The organism is Myroides odoratimimus, from assembly GCF_004337635.1.
GTDB classification, from domain to species: Bacteria; Bacteroidota; Bacteroidia; order Flavobacteriales; family Flavobacteriaceae; genus Flavobacterium; species Flavobacterium odoratimimum.
The window spans coordinates 3,465,447-3,484,362 of record NZ_CP037427.1 but is presented as its reverse complement, the minus strand read 5'-3'; the positions used below and the strand labels follow the sequence as shown (position 1 = coordinate 3,484,362).

Genomic DNA, 18,916 nt, shown 5'->3' with positions numbered 1-18,916 from the left:
AAGCACCTCAATAGTTATACTGAGGTGCTTTTGATTTTATAAAGTAGTGTTATTCTGCAGAATAATCATCTAAAATGTCTAAAGAAGGTACGAAGAATAACGTTCCTGTTATGGCTTTACTAAAGTCTAATATTCTATCGTAGTTACCTGCTGGTTCTCCAATAAACATATTTTTAAGCATTTTTTCTGTTGTGCTGAAGGTAGAGGCATAAGAGATAAAATAAGTTCCTGCTTGTCCTTTAGAAGGGTTAGCATAGGGCATATTCGCTCTAATGATTTTTAGTTCATTACCGTTTTCATCTTCTATAGCTGTAAGGGCAGTATGTGAGTTGACAGGCTTTTTCTCTTCTTCCATCTCTATATCTGTAGCTTTATATCTACCGATGACTTTCTCTTGTTCCTCTGTAGATAAGTTGTCCCAATCCTTCATAAAGTGAATATACTTTTGGACGAATAAGTAACTACCTCCTTTGTATTGAGGATCTTCGTTTCCTACGATTCCAAAGTAATCTCTGTCTTCTCCGATAGGGTTTTCAGTACCATCTACAAAACCTATGATTGCACGACCATCCCAATATTTAAACCCTTGTACTTCATCTATACAGTCTGCTACAGGCAGTAGAACTTTAGATATCGCCATGGCCATATCATAGCAAATAGCAGGATTAATAGCGCTCAAGTGTAGGTGTAAGTCTGCATCTGTAGATACAGCACTATGTTTATCTCCTTTGATTTCTTCAAAAACTTTTAATTCCTTCGGCATTGGAGTAGGTAAGTCTAGCTTTAACCAAGCGTTATGACTTACTCCTAAGATACAGCTAGTAGGTCCAGCATTTATTCTAACTTTAAATGAATTGTTTAAGTTATTGACTAGACCACATAAAGCCTCAAAAGCTTGTTTTATTTCAGCGCCTTCTTTAAACTTCCAAACTGAAAAAATAGTATTGTTATTTGGATAATCTGTCACATTTTGTGCTTTTTGACTCATTTGTCTTTCTTTTTAACGATTAAACTAACTGTGTTCTGTAAAGATATTTAAAATTTTGGCAATAGGTCAAGGATAAGGCAGTATTTAAAAAGGTTTTAAGAACGAGAGTATATCTTTGTTAGAATAATTGAACACACTAGTGAAATGATAAGGACAAGTTAAAACGTTAGTATCTTTATCTAGTTATGTTAGTTTTGTGATGGATATAAGAGAAATATGGATATTATTTTATGGATTATAGTTAGTGTGGCTTTTATTGGGAGTATCGTTATGTTTGTTCCTTCTATTATGTCGATTGCATCTCCTAAGTCTAGCGTTGTAGGACGAAGATATTATTGGTTAGACAAGGTATCTAGAGTTTTTTTTATATCCGTACTTTTTTATCCTCTATTATTTTTGATAGCTGTATTGTGTTATCGTTTTTTTGATCTAAAGGTTCTACCTTGGTTATTTGGCTATGTAGTAGTCTCTGTTATTTTATTCATTATCTGGAGTAAGTTAGATCAGCTAATAAGGAGGTGATTTTTACAGAATCTGCTTGTAATAGAAATAACTAAATAATTTACCTTAGAGAATTGGTATCATCCATCTTGTTCTTGTAAGTTTGTGTCATAAAAGGACTATTTGTATGGAAATTGTATTATGGGTTATAGTTAGCCTTGTGTTTTTAGGAAGTTTAGTGATGTTCGTTCCTTCTCTGATGTCTTTGGCTTCGCCGAGGGCAAAAGAACTAAAAGGGATGTATTATTGGAATAGTATTGTTTCTAAAACATTCTGTGTATTGGTGATGTTATATCCTTTAGTATTTTTAATCGCAGTATTGTTTTATTTCTTTCTTCAGTCTCCTGTTCTTTCTTGGTTAGTGAGTTATGCTATTTTAGTAGTTCTTCTTTTTGCTATGTGGAATAGACTAGATAAGAAAGTAAATGGAGGTAAAAAGAACTAGTGAAACTAGCTGAAACTTAGATTCCGCATTAGCTAAATGCTACAAAGCAATTCTACTTCATATCTCTTGCATTAGTTGTTAAAACATACTATAGTACGCTTTACACACTAATTCAGAGCTATTTTGTATAATTACTTTTCGTTTATATGTCTATCGCGAATCTGAGTTAAATAAAGGACTTACAGCCTATAAAAAATAGGATAGACTCTGTTAAAAGATAGGAATAAATATTCGAGTAGAATTAAAATAAGTAGAGTAGGGACAAAAAATAATCATATTTTTTGATAATTATCATGTTTAAATACTGAAGTCATCTTGACTTTTTAGTTTTCTGAAATTTCTTTAGTTCTATAACAATAAAAGCCATAAAATTCCACGCCATCCAACTAGAAAGTGTGGTGTCAAATCTATTGAGTAAAGAACGAAAACTATCTATCCAAGCATTTGTTCTTTCAATCGCATATCTTTCTTTGTATAGTTGTTCATCAAAATAATCATCTTCATTATTTTGTCCATTTCGTTTATTAGGACAGATGTTAGCTATTATTTCTTTATCACTAAATATTTTTCTAAGTTTCTGTGAATCAAACCCAGCATCAGCATTAATAAACAATCCCGATAGAGGTATTTCTGCTTTAGTTAATTGATCGGTTATATCTTCAAAATAGATTTCTATATCAAATAAATCATTGTGATTTCCAGCTATCGGTTCTGACATAGCTAAAGGTAAGCCTTGACGATCTGTAAAATATAAGGAGTTTGTCGTCTTACGTTTTTTCCTACCTTGATAAGCAACCTGTTCACCTCCTCTTAAAGCTGTGGTATGGCTTCCATCTAAATCTCCACTTGATAAATCAATAAGAGATTTATTCTTTTTTAATAATTCAGTCCAACAAGATTGCCATACACCAGCTTTACACCAATTACGAAAATGACCAAATACTGTTTTATGACTTAATATTTGAGTGCTAAATAAAGCTTGAACTATTAAATAACTCCACTGGATACCTGTTTTTAGTTTATACAATATAGCACTAACTATCTCATAAAGTGGAGCTTTTGATTTAAATCCTCTTTTTGGAAGTGGTAAGTGAGGTACTATATCTAATTCTATACTATCTTTGTGGAGTACTTGGTACACGGGGTTGTAGGTTTTGTTTGTTTAGCAACACAAATTTCTATAACCCTTCTTTATTTTACAAAAGTCAAGACGACTTCATTATTTATTGAATAAAATGTTTTAGTTTTGTTAATATATTAGTCGTCCTTGTTCTGTCTTTTTGCCTATTAATTGATAAGGAGTATAGAAAAGAAGGTAAGTAAAACAAAAAAAGACGACATAAAACAATTTGTTAATTTTATTGTTTTATTATCAATATGAATAAAAATCTACAAAAATATATAACTTTAGATCAGTCATACTTCTTCGATATAGATGAAGTGTACTGTGGGGCAGAAATTATAGTTCAACGTTTAATTAACTATGATCTCTACCAAAGACTTCATTCAGAAGAGTGTAAAAACTATACTCAACAGGAACTTTGTGATTATTATGAAAAGGCAATCCAGACTGAACAAGTGGTTTTAGATAAAGGAGGATACATTATCGATAATAGTTTTTTTCATGGAGAGTTCTGCGTAGGAGAATTTGGCTTGCTGGATGGAGAATGTAAACTTAGAAGTAAGGTAAATGGAAGTATTTTCGATTTAACCTTTGTAAAAGGAGTAGCTGTAGAAGGTTCTGTAAAAGAAGAAGATATAGTTACCTCTAGATTTTCTTTAGAAGATAGAATCTTTACTGTAGAAGGATTTGAGTCAGGTAAATTAGTGAGTAAACAAGTTATCCATTTTGATTTAGAATTAGATTATAATACTATTTTTTATAGTTATTACGAGGATGAATCCGTTGAGAGTATAGAAGACAATATTAATCAAGCTCATAAAGTATACTATCGAAATGGAAATATACAGAAGATAAAAGATGTACTAAACGAGCGCACTCAGTTCTTCGACAACAGAGGAGTGCTTACAGAAGAGTTTTTTATTGAGAAAGGCTATAGATGTTCGCTGACTTATCAAGATGGTGTTTTAACTGACAAGACTTGTATCGGAGAAGAAGATAAGTACTTTTATTTTTATAAAGAGGGTAAACTAGATTTTTATGAAGTATTAGACAAGGCTACAGATACTATTAGTGTGTATAAGAGTAGTGGAGAATTAGTCCAACAAGACAGTTTAATACAGTTAGGATTTACATCCTAATAAGAATGTATTTGATGTTTTTAAGCCTAAATAAATAGTGAAAAGGGAATCCTATCACATAAAAAAGAGCTTTAGCCTTTGGGTTAAAGCTCTTTTTTGTTTTTAAAACATTCGTTATAAGTGTTTTATATAAGTGATGTTTTTTTGAAAAAAAATGCGTTCAATTGCTTGTATTTACTGGAAAAGTAGTAATATTGCACTGTTGTCAAAATCTGTTATTTGATGACTCGCTCTCTAGTCAGGCTTCCAATTCTGATTAGGGAGCATTTTTTTGTATATATCCCATCTTTGTTTATGTATATTGTAATATAAGTATCTGTTAATGAGTTTTTTATTGAATTATCAGTTATTTTGTGTCAATTTTTGTAAAAAATAGTATTAAAAATATTGCATATTTACTCAAAAGGTAGTAATATTGCACTGTTGTCAAAATCTGTTATTTGATGACTCGCTCCCTAGTCAGGCTTCCAATTCTGATTAGGGAGTATTTTTTTATACCTACTTCATTTTTGCTGTAAAAGGATGTTTTTCTTTTAAAAGTACTCTTACTATGATGTGTGGTGCATCTCGTGTTAATCTATCAACTTGTGTTTATCATTATTTTTATTGATAAACTAAGTTTCTAAATGTGAACTATTGTTAGAATTCAAATATCATTGTTTACATTTGTTATGTATTGATACAAACTGATATGAAAAAACTTCACCAAATTAATTTTCTATTTGTTGTACTTGCATTGTTATTAGTGAATTGTAGTCGGTCTAAAAAATTGAATGGAACTGATTATGATCAGCTATATGCAGTGTGGTATAGTGATGATTATAGGGATAGCTTAGCTGAAACTTTAAAACCTAGTATAAAGAAAGCCTTAAGTTTAAAAAACACACCTGACAATCGTGTTTTTATTGATAGTGTTCTCAATCAATTGCGCTGAACACGTGATTCTTCGTCGTTTTATAAACTTAGTCAAAGGGCAATAAAGTTTGCCGAAAGAAAGTCTGATGATATGCATTGGCTAGTATATACAATGATTTAGGAGTTTATAATCATAATTTAGGAATCCTAGACAGTACATTCTATTACTATATTAAGGCAGAGAATATCTATAGAGAGATAGGAGATTCTATGAAGATGGGGGAGCTTAAATTTTATCAAGCCCGTGTTCTTTTTGAAAAAGGTCTACATATAGAAAGTGAAAGCAAAGTTGCAAGTGTTTTACAAGTATTAAATAACTACCCATTTAGCCCTATACCTTTTGAGGCTAATCAATTAATGGGGACCTGTCTTTTGAATCAGAATGATTTTGAAGGAGCTAAAAAGTATTTATTAGAAGCGCTAGCATTAATGCAAAAAGATGCTAAACAAAATAAAATACTAGATTTAAATAGATTAAAGATGGCAAAAAGTATGTTATACTATAATTTGTCAGAAGTATCATATTATTTAGAAGATTATAAAGAAGTAACTAAGTATGCTTCTACAGGATTGAGCTTTATTATACCTGAGATTCCCTCTTTATTAAAGAGTGTATTGAATTCAGGTATCGCAAAAGCGGAGTTTATGGATGGTTTAAAAAGCTATAGTCAAACAGAGTTTGATTATTATATAAAACAACTAGAGAATACTTATGATGAAGCAGCTATCTTAACGAATAGCTATGTGATGAATGAAATGGCTATGACTATAGCGAGCTTATATCTTCAAGATAAAGATAGTATTCAAGCATTTAACTGGGCTGAGAAAGTATATCAACTAGCAGTTGACCGGAATATAAAGGTAGATCAGAAGAATGCCTTAGAGTTTTTAGTTTCCCATCAGCATTATGATAATAATAGTAGAGTAAAAGAAATTATAACCTTGAGTAATGATCTTGCAGAACTAGATTATGCTACGCGTAATCGCTTTGCTCGTATTGCTTATGAAACAGAGAGAGTAGCTACCGAGAACGATGAGCTTCGAAATGTGATATTGATGGTCGTAGTGACGAGTCTTATTATTATCTTAGGATTATCTGTAGGAGTGTTTATCTATAGGTTGAGAAATAAGAATAGAGAACTAAGTTTCATACATACGGCATATATGCCAGTTCGCGCGGATTTGCAATCCGTCCAGAGTATGTAGAAGTGTATCGTATATGTCCAACAACCTATACCAGTTTGCGCGGATTTGCAATCCGTGCGATAAATAAAAAAGGCTAAACAAAATATTTTGTTTAGCCTTTTTTTAGTTTATCTAATAAGTAGGAACATTAAAATATTCGTACCTATTAAAAAAGAATTAAGCTCTTCTTACGTTAACAGCGTTTAATCCTTTTTTACCTTTTTCAACTTCATAAACTACTGCATCGTTTTCACGAACTCTCTCGTTTAAACCAGTTGTGTGTACGAAAATGTCTTGTCCTCCATCATTTGGAGTAATGAAACCGAAACCTTTAGTTTCGTTGAAGAATTTTACTGTTCCTTCTTGCATAATATTAAGTATTTAAATTTTATTTACTTCAACGGCACTTAGGCCTCTTGGAGTTCTTTCTTTTTTGAAGGTAACTTTATCACCTTGCTGTAATGGCTGATTAGACTGACTACTGTGTACAAAGATGTTTTCTTTTGAATCATCTTCAGTTATAAACCCGAAACCTTTACTGCTAAAATAAGTCACTACTCCAGTGCATTCAGTATCTGGAGCAGAAGCTGCCGCTAAGCGCTCTTCAAGTTCCCTTTTAGCTGCTTCGATGTCTTGCTCTTCTGGCGGAACGTCTGTTAGATTACCATTGTAGTCTACATAAACCAACATATCTTCAAGATCTTTACCCTTGTTGTTGTTTACTTTACGATCCTCTCTCTTTAATGCTTTCTCTTGTCTTTTCTGTGCTTTCTTTTTATTTTTCTCTTTTTTCGAAAAAGAATCAGCCATATTTATTGCGTTTTTAAGTTAATATTAAATTTCTTGTTTTACCTGCATTTTGATACCTGTAAATCGCTGAATATCCTTCAGCTCTTTTCGTTGTTCAGGTGTGCAAAAACACATGGCAACCCCTTGTACTCCAGCTCGTCCAGTACGACCGATACGATGAACGTAAGTCTCTGGTTTGTCTGGTATATCATAGTTGATCACAAAGGGAAGTTTGCTTATATCTATTCCTCTTGCAGCAATATCTGTTGCGATAAGGATATTGATTTTCTTATTTTTAAAATCATCTAATGCTTTAACACGAGCACTTTGAGATTTATTTCCATGGATAGCCATCGCCACCATATTGACCTTTTGAAGGTATTTAACTAGGTTATTAGCCTCGTATTTCGTTCTTGTAAATACTAATGTAGACTCCGTATTCTCCTTTAAGATAGTGTGTAATAACGTTTTCTTATCTTTCTTCTCTGTATAGTATACTTGCTGTTCGATAGTTGTCGCTGTGATTACTTCAGCAGCTACTTCTATTTTTACAGGTTTGTAGACGATTGTTCTAGCGAATTGCTCTATTTCTTTAGGCATTGTAGCTGAGAAGAACAGAGATTGTCTTTTAGTAGGAACAAATTTAAGAATTTTTTTAAGATCGTGTATGAATCCCATATCTAACATCTGATCAGCCTCATCTAGTACTAATATCTCTAGATTAGAAAGCTTTACTATTTTTTGATTGATTAGATCCAATAGTCGACCAGGAGTAGCCACGATAATTTCGGGATGTTGTTTTAACGCTCTTACTTGAGGTGGAAGAGGTACACCACCGAATAAAGTTACTGTTTTCAGAGGAAGCTCAGTACTATAGTCTAAAAAACTATCTTTTACCTGTATTGCTAATTCTCTTGTAGGAACTAAAATTAAGGCTCTTATACCTTTTGTCGATTTAGGAGTAGAGTGCAGTTTTTGTAAAATAGGAATAGCAAAAGCAGCAGTTTTACCTGTACCTGTTTGAGCAGTACCGATTACATCTTTTCCTTCCAGAATAGGAGGGATTGCTTTTTGTTGTATTTCAGTAGCTGTAGAATAACCTATTTTAGTTAATGCTGTTTGTATCTCTTGTGTTAATGCTAAATCTTTAAAGTTCATTTATTATTGCCTGTACTTATTCTTTTATCTTTATATGCTTTAAAACTATTAGGTCTTAAAGTCTTTTGGTATTATTTATCCTAGTGAACTTGTTTTTCTATTATGCATCAGAAACTCATATTTCGTAGGTAAGTGGTCTTTTGTTTTTGCAATAAAGCTCTAAGAGCATAAGCAGGGAAACATCTTTTACTTTCTATTGAAATTGTAAAAGAATCAAGAGTTAAATAAAGTAAAGACCAAGGAAGTAAAATTAAACGAGGTTTTTTAAAACTATTTAATTTTAGAATAACTAAGGCAGAAATCTATTAACTAATAATACAGGCACAAAGGTATAATTAATAATCGAATAATGAAGTATTTATTTTGAATTAGAGAGATAACAATTCAAATAAGATGTTTGTTTAAGAAAGAAAATACGCTTTTTAGCAAAAAGGCGTTAGCAATATTGAGGAAGAATAGTAAATTTGGAAGAACATAAAGAATCAGTAGAAATCACTTGAATGAAAACAAAATCTTGGTTAACAATAGTACAGCAGCATGACGACTTAGTAAGACGATGGTTTATTTGTTGTTGTGTATTGATGAGCTCTCTAGTATGGGGGCAGCAAGTAGATGAAGATCAAGTGAGTGTAGTGAAGCTTTGGCGTGACCTTAATGGTGAGAATAGCCTATATATAAAAGTAGGAGCGACCTGTAATAACTATGATAGCAAGGGAATCTTTGCTAAGGGTGGATACGAATCCATTATCTCTATAGAGTTGATTAACGAAGAGAATAAAGTAAGTATAAACTATGGAGAACGCCTTCCAGATAACCAAATGTTGATGTTTTATGACGAGGGAATTTGGTTTGAAGAACACGAAGATATTCAGGCGGTTTTTATTCCAGTTTTTTACTGTAGACCCTATTTTGGTAGTCAAATGCCCCTTACTTATATCGTTATTTATAACGGAAAACGCTATATGTATCACTTCGATTACTTCTGCCAATCGGATATATTAGGAACTTGTTCACTCCCTTATAGCAAGGGTAGATTACAAAAAAGGTTGTCAGATTTACCAAAAGAATTAGCCAAAAAGTTCGCGAACTATTTGACCAAAGTATATACCCAAAGAGAAGACCTATTTCCCAATCACCTTATCTTTAGAACAGAAAAATATAACAATGTCTATAGACCATATGATTTAGCAACAGCTTATCACGCATCATATCCCTATGTTTTATTAGACAAGGTCAATGGTTACCTTGAAGAAAAAAAGTATTCTTTAGCGACAACGTATCTAAACGAATTTGAATATATCTATGTGAGAGAGGAATTGACAGTGAATGTAGCGGGTTTTTATGTACAGGATAAAACTATTGGTCAAAAAGCAACGTCTTATCGCTCAAGAGTACATGCAGAAAGAGAAAAACTATTAGAAGAAGCTAAATTCCTAACCCGTAGAAATCAATACCAAGAAGCCTATTTAATCTATAAAGTGATATTAGAAGAAGAAAACGACTTCCTTCCTTCGGGGAATTAAAAATTAAGAATGGTTCCTGTTCGTGCGGATTTAAGGTTGTAATCCGTGCGGTTTTCATACGCCTGACAACGTATATCCGTTTAACAGTAGAGGCAACACCTTGCATTAAATACATGTCACACATAGAATTTATAAATAAAAACACCTATTGCTTATAGTAGGTAAATAATTAACTTTACACCTATTGTTTATAGCCCCTGATAAGAGGGGTTAAGACTATAAGAGTTAATAGACTCTAGATAAGAATTATACTTTTGGAGATTATATGAAGAATATACAAAAAATATGTTGCATAGGAGCAGGTTATGTAGGTGGGCCTACTATGGCAGTTATTGCACAGAAAAACCCACATATTCAAATAACAGTAGTAGACTTAAATGAAGCGCGTATCAAAGCGTGGAATGATAAGGATTTGAGTAAATTACCTATTTATGAGCCAGGTTTAGATGTGGTGGTTGGTGAGGCAAGAGGGCGCAATTTATTTTTTGATACCAATGTAGATAAAGCTATTGATGAAGCAGATATGATCTTTATTTCAGTAAATACGCCAACCAAGACGTATGGAAAAGGAAAGGGAATGGCTGCAGATTTAAAATATATTGAGCTATGTGCTCGTCAGATTGCACGAGTTGCCAAGACAGATAAAATCGTAGTAGAGAAATCTACACTTCCTGTGCGAACTGCACAAGCAATTAAACGAATTCTTGATCAAACAGGCAATGCAGTAGAGTTTGAAATACTCTCTAATCCTGAGTTTTTAGCAGAAGGTACAGCTATTCAAGACTTGATGAATCCTGATCGTGTATTGATTGGAGGAGCAGAAACTCCGAGAGGAAGAGAAGCTATTGAAGCGTTAGCATCTATTTATGAAGCATGGGTGCCTGAGGAGCGTATTTTGCGTACCAATGTATGGTCGTCAGAACTTTCTAAACTGACAGCCAATGCCTTCTTAGCACAACGTGTATCTTCTATCAATGCGATTTCAGAACTATGTGAAGTATCAGGGGCAGATGTAGCTGAAGTATCTAGAGCTATTGGTACAGATAGCCGTATTGGGAACAAGTTCTTAAAAGCATCTGTAGGATTTGGAGGGTCGTGTTTCCAAAAAGATATCTTGAACTTAGTGTATATCGCTAAGTCTTATGGACTAGATGCAGTAGCAGACTATTGGGAGCAAGTAATCATTATGAATGATCATCAGAAACGTCGTTTTGCAGAAAATATTGTAACGACTTTATTCAATACAGTTAACGATAAAAAAATAGCTTTCTTAGGATGGGCATTTAAGAAAGATACCAATGATACAAGAGAATCAGCGGCTATCTATGTAGCCAATGAGTTAATTGAGGAAGAAGCACAGATCCACGTATATGATCCTAAAGTAATGGAACAACAGATGTTGTCTGATTTAGATTACTTAGCGACTCGTGAGGCGGAGTTGAATAAAAAACATTTGACAGTGCACCAAGATCCTTATACTGCTCTAGAAGGAGCACATGGTATTGCAGTATTGACAGAGTGGGATGAGTTTAAGACGTATGATTGGCAACGTATCTACGATAAGATGCAGAAGCCAGCCTTTATATTCGATGGTCGTAATATATTAGATCGTCAAGCGTTAGAAGATATAGGATTTGAAGTTTATACAATAGGTAGAGGAAAATAAACTTTAACACGTAAATTAAGCAATAAAAATGCAAGGATATAAAATATTAGGATTTATATTCTTTAGAGTATCTCTTATATTTAGATGAATTTTATTACAAATGTAATATAAGAAGAGATTATTAAATTGATGATATTAACTGTTTTTTTAAAAAATAAAAACAGACATTAACACACATTATTTAACTATGAAAAAGAATTTGATTGTATTTGGTACAAGACCAGAAGCTATCAAAATGGCTCCTTTAATAAAAGAGTTTAAGAAGCACAATGATCAATTTGATACACGTGTATGTGTAACCGCGCAACACAGAGAGATGCTTGACCAGGTTTTAGAATTTTTTGATATTATACCAGAGTATGATTTGAATTTGATGAAACCCAATCAAAATTTGTATTCTTTAACAGGGGATATTATCACAGGATTAAAGCCTGTTTTAGAGGAGTTCAAGCCTGATTATGTATATGTACATGGAGATACTACTACAACGATGTCAGCAAGTATTGCAGCTTTTTACAGTGGAGCCAAGGTGTGTCACGTAGAAGCAGGCCTTAGAACACATAATAAACGAGCACCTTTTCCTGAGGAAATAAATCGACAGATCACTGGTCGTGTGACAGATTATCACTTCGCACCAACCGCAGCTTCTCAAGAAAACTTATTAAGAGAGAATATTGCTACTAAAGATATCCTTATTACAGGAAATACAGTTATTGATGCTTTGTTAGAAAGTGTAGAGCGTGTAGAAGACTTGCAAAATGAAGAAATCACACAATTAAAGCAAATTGTCGATCCTGCTAAAAAGCTTATTCTAGTAACAGGTCATAGACGTGAGAACCACGGAGATGGGTTTATTCGTATTTGTGAAGCACTAAAAGAAATTGCTTTAACACATTCTGATGTACAGATTATTTATCCTGTACACTTAAATCCAAATGTAAAAGGTCCTGTTTACGAAATTTTATCAGGAATTAATAATATCAAATTAATTGACCCATTGGCTTATCCATCTTTTGTGTGGTTGATGAATAAGAGTTATATGATTGTAACAGATAGTGGAGGAGTACAAGAAGAAGCACCAAGCTTAGGAAAACCTGTCTTAGTGATGCGAGATACGACAGAGCGCCCTGAGGCTGTAGCTGCAGGAACAGTGATCTTAGTAGGTACAGATAAAGATAAAATTGTAAATGAGGCAAATAGCTTATTGACAGATATAATTCGCTATGAGAAGATGTCAGCTTTACACAATCCTTATGGAGATGGAAAAGCATGTGCACGTATAGTGGAATTTATCAGTAAATTACAGTAGAGACGTAATACCTTACGTCTAATAAAAGGAATACAGTAGAGACGTAATATCTACGTCTAATAAAAAGATATATAAATGAATACACAAGTAGTAACAATAGGATTAGGATATATAGGATTACCAACATCAGCATTAATTGCACAAAATAAAATAAGTGTACATGGAGTGGATATTTCTCAGCATGTGGTAGATACGATTAATGCAGGTAAAATTCATATTGTAGAACCAGATTTAGACAAGGCAGTAGCCGAAGCTGTACAAGCTGGATATTTAAAAGCAGCAACTACTCCTATTGTAGCTAATACATATTTAGTAGTTGTACCGACTCCATTTAAAGGAAATCATGAACCAGATATTTCGTATGTAAAGGCAGCAACTACGGCTATACTTCCATTATTGAAAGAAGGTGATTTATATATCATTGAATCTACCTCTCCAGTAGGAACAACAGAGAAGATGATGGAATACATCTTTACAGAACGCCCAGAGCTTGAAGGTAAGATTTATTTAGCTTATTGTCCAGAGCGCGTATTACCAGGAAATGTGATGTATGAATTAGTTCACAATGATCGTGTTATTGGAGGGGTAAATGAAGCCTCTACAGAAAAAGCAGTAGCATTCTATAGCCAATTTGTAAAGGGAACTTTACACAAAACAAATGCGCGTACAGCAGAGATGTGTAAACTGACAGAGAACTCTTCTAGAGATGTGCAAATTGCATTTGCTAATGAGTTATCACTTATTTGTGATAAAGCAGGGATTAATGTTTGGGAATTAATCGAATTAGCAAATAAACACCCACGCGTAAATATCTTGCAACCAGGATGTGGAGTAGGAGGGCATTGTATTGCAGTGGATCCTTACTTTATTGTATCAGAATTCCCTATGGAATCTAGAATTATTGCTCATGCTAGAGAAGTGAATAATTATAAGTCATTTTGGTGTGCAGAAAAAGTAAAATCAGCTCGTTTAGAGTTTGAATTAAAACAGGGGCGTCAACCTGCTATTGCAGTAATGGGATTGGCTTTCAAGCCGAATATAGATGACTTGCGTGAATCGCCAGCTATCTATATTACGGAACGTATTTTGCAAGATTCAGGAGATGCTGATATGTATATTGTAGAACCAAATGTACATGACCACAAAGTGTTCAAGTTAACGAACTACAAAGAAGCTATAGAAAAAGCAGATATTATTGTATTCTTAGTAGCACATAATGAATTTAAAACAGTAGAAATTCCAAGTGGAAAAGTAGTTTTAGATTTTTGTGGAATAAAGAAATAATAAAAGTAAGTAGAATGAAGAAGATTGTTGTTACTGGCGGTGCAGGCTTTATAGGTTCACACGTCATTAGACATTTTGTAAATAAGTACCCTGCATACCACATCTATAACTTAGATGCTCTGACTTATGCAGGAAACCTAGAGAATCTAATAGATATACAGTCTGCCCCTAATTACACCTTTATTAAGGGAGATATCACAGATGAGCAATTTATTCAGGAACTATTTAAGAAAGAGCAGTTTGATGCTGTGATTCACTTAGCTGCAGAGTCGCATGTAGATCGTTCCATTACTAATCCGTTGGCTTTTGTGAAAACAAATGTAATAGGAACAGTGAATTTACTACAAGCATTTAAAGCCTTATGGCAAGACAACTGGGAAGGAAAGCGTTTTTACCATGTCAGCACAGATGAAGTATATGGAACATTAGGAGAGGTAGGTTTGTTTACCGAAACGACCGCTTATGATCCTAATTCCCCTTATTCTGCCTCTAAAGCTAGCTCAGATCACTTTGTAAGAGCTTATGGTGAGACTTATGGAATGCCTTATGTAGTGAGCAATTGTTCTAATAATTATGGGCCAAATCACTTCCCAGAGAAGTTAATTCCATTGTGTATTTACAATATCATCCATAAGAAACCCTTGCCTATTTATGGAAATGGGAAGTATACTCGTGATTGGCTCTATGTCTTAGATCACGCCAGAGCGATTGATGATGTATTTCACAAAGGAGGTAATGCAGAGACTTATAATATCGGAGGTTTTAATGAATGGCAAAATATTGATTTAGTCAAAGAATTGTGTCAACAGATGGATACAGTCTTGGGGCGCCAAGTAGCAGAGAGTGAACAGTTAATCACTTTTGTAAAAGATAGACCAGGACATGATTTAAGATATGCTATAGATGCAACTAAGATTAATAGAGAGTTAGGGTGGAGCCCATCAGTGACTTTTGAAGAAGGATTAGCGAAGACCATTGACTGGTATATGAATAATCAAGACTGGTTAATGAATGTAACAAGTGGAGCTTACCAAGAATATTATCAAAAACAGTATATAAAGTAAATAGAAAAGGCCTTGTACTCTGAGATGGTACAAGGCCTTTTCAACCCAAAACAAGCGATAGACATATAAGCGAAAAGTAATTATACAAAATAGGTCTGAATTAGCGATACAAGCATACTTTAGTATGGTTACAGAACTAATGAAAGAGATATGAAGTAGAATTACTTTGTAGTATGTGGCTAACGCAGATTTTGGGTTTAATACATTATTACTCTATTGCCATTAGATATTCTCCATACCCACTTTTACATAGGGGTTGAGCGATATGATGTAGTTGTTCTTTTGTGATATATCCCATTCGATAAGCAACTTCTTCAATGGCTCCTATTTTTAGCCCTTGGCGCTCTTCGATGACTTGAACGAATTGACCAGCTTTCATCAGAGAAGCAAACGTACCTGTGTCTAACCAAGCCGTTCCTCTGTCTAATATGCCTACTTTCAGCTTACCTTGTCTCAAATATTCTTTATTGATGTCTGTTATCTCGTATTCTCCTCTTTTAGAAGGCTGAATAGTCTTGGCGATATTCACCACATCATTGTCATAAAAGTACAAACCAGGAACCACAAAATTAGATTTAGGCTCTAGTGGTTTCTCCTCTATGGATAGTACATTTTTATCTTGATCGAATTCTACTACACCATAGCGTTGAGGGTCTGTGACAGAATAAGCGAATATCGTTGGTTCTGCACTTTTTACACAAGCTTGTAATAGTTTGGACATGCCACTACCATAGAAGATATTATCTCCTAAGATAAGCGCTACAGGATCTTTACCGATAAATTTCTCTCCGATTATAAAAGCCTGTGCTAATCCATTAGGTTCCTCTTGTATAGCATAGGTAAAAGAACAGCCTATTTGACTTCCATCTCCTAATAGCTTTTTAAAGTTAGGAAGGTCAGTAGGGGTAGAAATAATCAGAATTTCATTGATTCCCGCTAGCATTAACGTGGATAAAGGGTAGTAAATCATTGGCTTGTCATAGACAGGCATGAGTTGTTTACTTACAGCTAATGTTAGTGGGTGTAATCGAGTTCCAGATCCCCCAGCGAGAATAATTCCTTTCATCTTAAAATAATAAAGGGATAAAGTTAATGATTTTTTAAATCAAGATTACACGATAGACATATAAACGAAAATCAATAAAATATTCTAGGCTTTAATTTAGATTAGGGTATACTTGTAGAGTTACAGAAAGAGGTGTGAACTTGACCTTGTATATTAGATTTACCTCATGTGAAATCTAGGGTTAACCTCTTAAAAGAGCATAAAATAAATTACGTATATAGGCTAAAGCAAGGTGTAATGATAAAAAAATAGAGTTTAAAAAACATATATTATTGTTTTATGTATGGAGTGTATGTTAATTTTGCAAAAATTAACATGTAAATTGTGTTTAATGTTTTTTTGCCTCTAAAAAGCTGGGTATTTTTAAAGGTGTTAAATATTGATTTTTAGTATTTTAAGGTATAGTTATTATTGGTTTTTAAAGAAAATAAAGCTGTATAAATCGTAAATTTAATAGAGGATAAAGGAAAATCTTCTTTAATAAAAAACATTATGAAAGCAAAATTTGTACTACTAACTCTTTTCTCATTAGTAGTATTAGGGTGCTCTTCAGAAGATGAAGGCATTAGAGAAAAAAAAGTGACTATCACTTTTATCAATAAAGAAAAACAAGTATTGATAAACGATAGTTTTGACTTGATGAATGAACTCAAGATTGAGAATGCAACTAAAGAACAAGTTGTCTGGCTCAGTGAAAACCCAAGTGTTGTTCGTTTAAATGGAAGCATAGGTAAAGCGCTTTCAGAAGGAGAAATCCAAATTACAGCCAAAGTAAAGAATACTAATGTTCAGACGAGTATGAAAATTAGTGTACAAGAACAGATTTTACAATTTAAACAAAAAGAATTATCTTTAGTTACAAATAAGACTTTCAATCTAAACGATCTATTAGAAATTAAAAATATTGAGTTAGATCAACTAAAATGGACTGTAGAAAACTCTAATATTTTAACTATAAATAAAGGACAGATTACTACTTATCAACAAGGTAAAGTTAAAATCACTGTAGAGTTTGGAAAGTCTAAAGCTATTATTACAGTTATCGTTGAAAACAATGAACTCCAAGACATTATTTTTGATGAAGATATTATTGAAATTACGGGGATGCAACAAAATAAGATCCCTTATCGTACCCTACCAAAGGGAGCCAGTACTGCTGGAGTCAAATGGGAGATTTCACCAGGAGGCATTAGTTTATTTGATAACGAAACACTCTACTCTGATAGATTGGATAGTAGTACACTAACCGTTATATTGCCTAATGGCAAAAGGAAATCAATAGAGGTAAGAGTGGTCTCTAAAGGGATTCTTGAAATTAAAACACCTTATGGCACCAATATAAAAATTGTCGAAGAACAAGAAGAACAATTTTATCTAGTTCTACTGCCTTTAGGTGAAACTTTTGAGGACTTCGAAGTGACTATGGATAATCCAATTATCAAAATTGATATTAACGGATATATCAAAACATTCTTTGGTCAACTAGGCGTGACAAATGTAACCCTTCGAAGTAAACAAAATCCTCATGTATCGATCATAATGAGAGTAGAAGTGATCAGTTTTATAAATGATGTTTTGGTCAGCTCACAAATCTTTGACGAGATTAAAAATGACGGAACCCATACAGGCGAATTACAGTATCAGCTGTTTAGTTCTAGGAGAGATGGTATTTCTATACAAGACTTTATTCTCTATGACGGATATAATCGAGTGATCTTTAGAGATTCTAAAACCTATACACTACAACAGATTTATACTATTAAGTTAAACAAAGTCTATAAACCATACGCCGAGTTTACCTTAATGTATAAAGGCGTAGCCATCAAATGTAGAAAAGAAGTCAACGTAGTTACTGGAATACCGATCCCAAAGGCTTTTTAATTAAGAAATAGTTCTTTTTTAATAGGCTCTTGATATAAAATACAACGACAATATGGTTAGGCTGTATTGTCGTTTTTTTATTCTATTGTTCTTGACTTTGGTAAGTATATCAAGGATTTTAGGTTTCATTCTGTGCAATACATAATGCATTTATACAACAGAAGGACAATCACATATGGCTACACAATACATTGCGTCTACCACATCAATGAGATAAAAATTTAACATTTTATGAGTTTAAACTACAACAGTAAGTGTAATTATTGCTTTAAGTTTATAAATGAAATTTAGATGTATCTATTTTATGATATAAAACTTATACTAAGTGATTTAGAAAACTCTTTGTTGTAATTATTATAAGTAAAGCAGTCCTTCTTTGATAAAAGTGACGATAGACTATCGAAGAACGTATTATAGAAATAGAATAATATAAAAGCGTTTTACAGCAGAAATTAAATTCTACTTAGAGTGAATATGTTTTTACATCTTAAATTATTGTTTATTAATAACCATAACTAACTATGGAGTAGTTATTATAGTTAGTTATTAAATCTATACAGTATGAAAAAAATCTATTTTATGATGGGGTTAGTAACTCTTTCAACCATGGTGGTATCTTGCTCTAACGATGATAATTTACAACAAGATATAGAAGTAAAGCAAAGAGAGAAACAAGCAAAGGCGCAAGGAGTACTTACAATAAAAGATGAAACGGAAGTTGAAACGAAAAGCTTCTCTACTGAAGAGATGAATGATCGTGGGGATTTTGATTTAGATAAGGATAAAACAAAGAGAGAAGGAAACGGAAAAGGAAAAGGAAAGTAATAAGTGTTTACCTTTTTTAAGGTTATAGATTTTGCAGTATAGTAAAGCGATTCAT

General features: G+C 33.1%; 17 protein-coding genes. 11 read left to right on the top strand and 6 right to left on the bottom strand.

The window, feature by feature from the left end; translation table 11 throughout:
* Positions 1 to 49: 49 nt before the first annotated feature.
* Positions 50 to 988, bottom strand: coding sequence for a Dyp-type peroxidase (locus E0Z07_RS15780; RefSeq protein ID WP_006258150.1), 939 nt, complete (start codon positions 986 to 988; stop codon positions 50 to 52).
* A gap of 628 nt (positions 989 to 1,616) precedes the next feature.
* Between E0Z07_RS15780 and E0Z07_RS15770 the strand changes: the two genes are divergently transcribed.
* Positions 1,617 to 1,934, top strand: coding sequence for a hypothetical protein (locus E0Z07_RS15770; protein WP_006258148.1), 318 nt, complete (start codon positions 1,617 to 1,619; stop codon positions 1,932 to 1,934).
* 310 nt (positions 1,935 to 2,244) lie between these two features.
* Here the strand turns inward: E0Z07_RS15770 and E0Z07_RS15765 are convergent, their stop codons facing one another.
* Complete coding sequence (locus E0Z07_RS15765) at positions 2,245 to 3,075, bottom strand: IS5 family transposase (protein ID WP_115283929.1); 831 nt, start codon at positions 3,073 to 3,075, stop codon at positions 2,245 to 2,247.
* 236 nt (positions 3,076 to 3,311) lie between these two features.
* Here E0Z07_RS15765 and E0Z07_RS15760 point away from each other — a divergent pair, with 236 nt between their 5' ends.
* The 3 genes from E0Z07_RS15760 to E0Z07_RS15750 all read left to right on the top strand — a co-directional run bounded on the left by E0Z07_RS15760 (position 3,312) and on the right by E0Z07_RS15750 (position 6,317).
* Positions 3,312 to 4,196: a hypothetical protein gene (locus E0Z07_RS15760; RefSeq protein WP_006258146.1), complete on the top strand. Its 885-nt coding sequence runs from the start codon at positions 3,312 to 3,314 to the stop codon at positions 4,194 to 4,196.
* Positions 4,197 to 4,887: 691 nt separating this feature from the next.
* Positions 4,888 to 5,130 carry a hypothetical protein gene (locus E0Z07_RS15755; protein ID WP_006258145.1) on the top strand — a complete coding sequence of 81 codons (243 nt, stop codon included), beginning with the start codon at positions 4,888 to 4,890 and terminating at the stop codon, positions 5,128 to 5,130.
* Positions 5,131 to 5,207: 77 nt separating this feature from the next.
* A complete protein-coding gene (locus E0Z07_RS15750; RefSeq protein ID WP_131540962.1) occupies positions 5,208 to 6,317 on the top strand; it encodes a hypothetical protein in 1,110 nt (369 codons plus the stop codon).
* A gap of 156 nt (positions 6,318 to 6,473) precedes the next feature.
* Here E0Z07_RS15750 and E0Z07_RS15745 read toward each other — a convergent pair whose 3' ends face one another.
* Genes E0Z07_RS15745 through E0Z07_RS15735 form a run of 3 tightly spaced genes read right to left on the bottom strand, consistent with a single transcriptional unit; the run spans position 6,474 to position 8,243 of the window.
* Complete coding sequence (locus tag E0Z07_RS15745) at positions 6,474 to 6,665, bottom strand: cold-shock protein (protein WP_006258143.1); 192 nt, start codon at positions 6,663 to 6,665, stop codon at positions 6,474 to 6,476.
* Between the two features lie 12 nt (positions 6,666 to 6,677).
* Positions 6,678 to 7,106, bottom strand: coding sequence for a cold-shock protein (locus E0Z07_RS15740; RefSeq protein ID WP_006258141.1), 429 nt, complete (start codon positions 7,104 to 7,106; stop codon positions 6,678 to 6,680).
* A 24-nt stretch (positions 7,107 to 7,130) separates the two neighbouring features.
* Complete coding sequence (locus E0Z07_RS15735) at positions 7,131 to 8,243, bottom strand: DEAD/DEAH box helicase (protein ID WP_006258140.1); 1,113 nt, start codon at positions 8,241 to 8,243, stop codon at positions 7,131 to 7,133.
* Between the two features lie 500 nt (positions 8,244 to 8,743).
* Between E0Z07_RS15735 and E0Z07_RS15730 the strand changes: the two genes are divergently transcribed.
* From E0Z07_RS15730 to rfbB, 5 genes are all read left to right on the top strand, one after another.
* Positions 8,744 to 9,766: a hypothetical protein gene (locus tag E0Z07_RS15730; RefSeq protein WP_039329916.1), complete on the top strand. Its 1,023-nt coding sequence runs from the start codon at positions 8,744 to 8,746 to the stop codon at positions 9,764 to 9,766.
* A gap of 265 nt (positions 9,767 to 10,031) precedes the next feature.
* Entirely contained in the window at positions 10,032 to 11,432 is a 1,401-nt protein-coding gene (locus tag E0Z07_RS15725) for a UDP-glucose 6-dehydrogenase (protein ID WP_006258138.1), read from the top strand.
* 187 nt (positions 11,433 to 11,619) lie between these two features.
* Positions 11,620 to 12,741, top strand: coding sequence for a non-hydrolyzing UDP-N-acetylglucosamine 2-epimerase (gene wecB, locus E0Z07_RS15720; protein WP_006258137.1), 1,122 nt, complete (start codon positions 11,620 to 11,622; stop codon positions 12,739 to 12,741).
* Positions 12,742 to 12,816: 75 nt separating this feature from the next.
* The gene (wecC, locus tag E0Z07_RS15715; protein WP_006258136.1) at positions 12,817 to 14,025 is read left to right on the top strand and encodes a UDP-N-acetyl-D-mannosamine dehydrogenase; all 1,209 of its coding nucleotides are present in this window, start codon (positions 12,817 to 12,819) and stop codon (positions 14,023 to 14,025) included.
* 14 nt (positions 14,026 to 14,039) lie between these two features.
* Entirely contained in the window at positions 14,040 to 15,089 is a 1,050-nt protein-coding gene (gene rfbB / locus E0Z07_RS15710) for a dTDP-glucose 4,6-dehydratase (RefSeq protein ID WP_006258135.1), read from the top strand.
* Between the two features lie 208 nt (positions 15,090 to 15,297).
* Here rfbB and rfbA read toward each other — a convergent pair whose 3' ends face one another.
* Positions 15,298 to 16,155 (bottom strand): glucose-1-phosphate thymidylyltransferase RfbA, encoded by an 858-nt coding sequence (gene rfbA, locus E0Z07_RS15705; protein ID WP_006258134.1) that lies wholly within the window; start codon positions 16,153 to 16,155, stop codon positions 15,298 to 15,300.
* Between the two features lie 492 nt (positions 16,156 to 16,647).
* Here rfbA and E0Z07_RS15700 point away from each other — a divergent pair, with 492 nt between their 5' ends.
* Both E0Z07_RS15700 and E0Z07_RS15695 read left to right on the top strand, forming a co-directional pair.
* A complete protein-coding gene (locus tag E0Z07_RS15700) occupies positions 16,648 to 18,036 on the top strand; it encodes an Ig-like domain-containing protein (protein ID WP_006258133.1) in 1,389 nt (462 codons plus the stop codon).
* Between the two features lie 561 nt (positions 18,037 to 18,597).
* Positions 18,598 to 18,861 carry a hypothetical protein gene (locus E0Z07_RS15695; protein WP_006258132.1) on the top strand — a complete coding sequence of 88 codons (264 nt, stop codon included), beginning with the start codon at positions 18,598 to 18,600 and terminating at the stop codon, positions 18,859 to 18,861.
* Positions 18,862 to 18,916 lie beyond the last annotated feature (55 nt).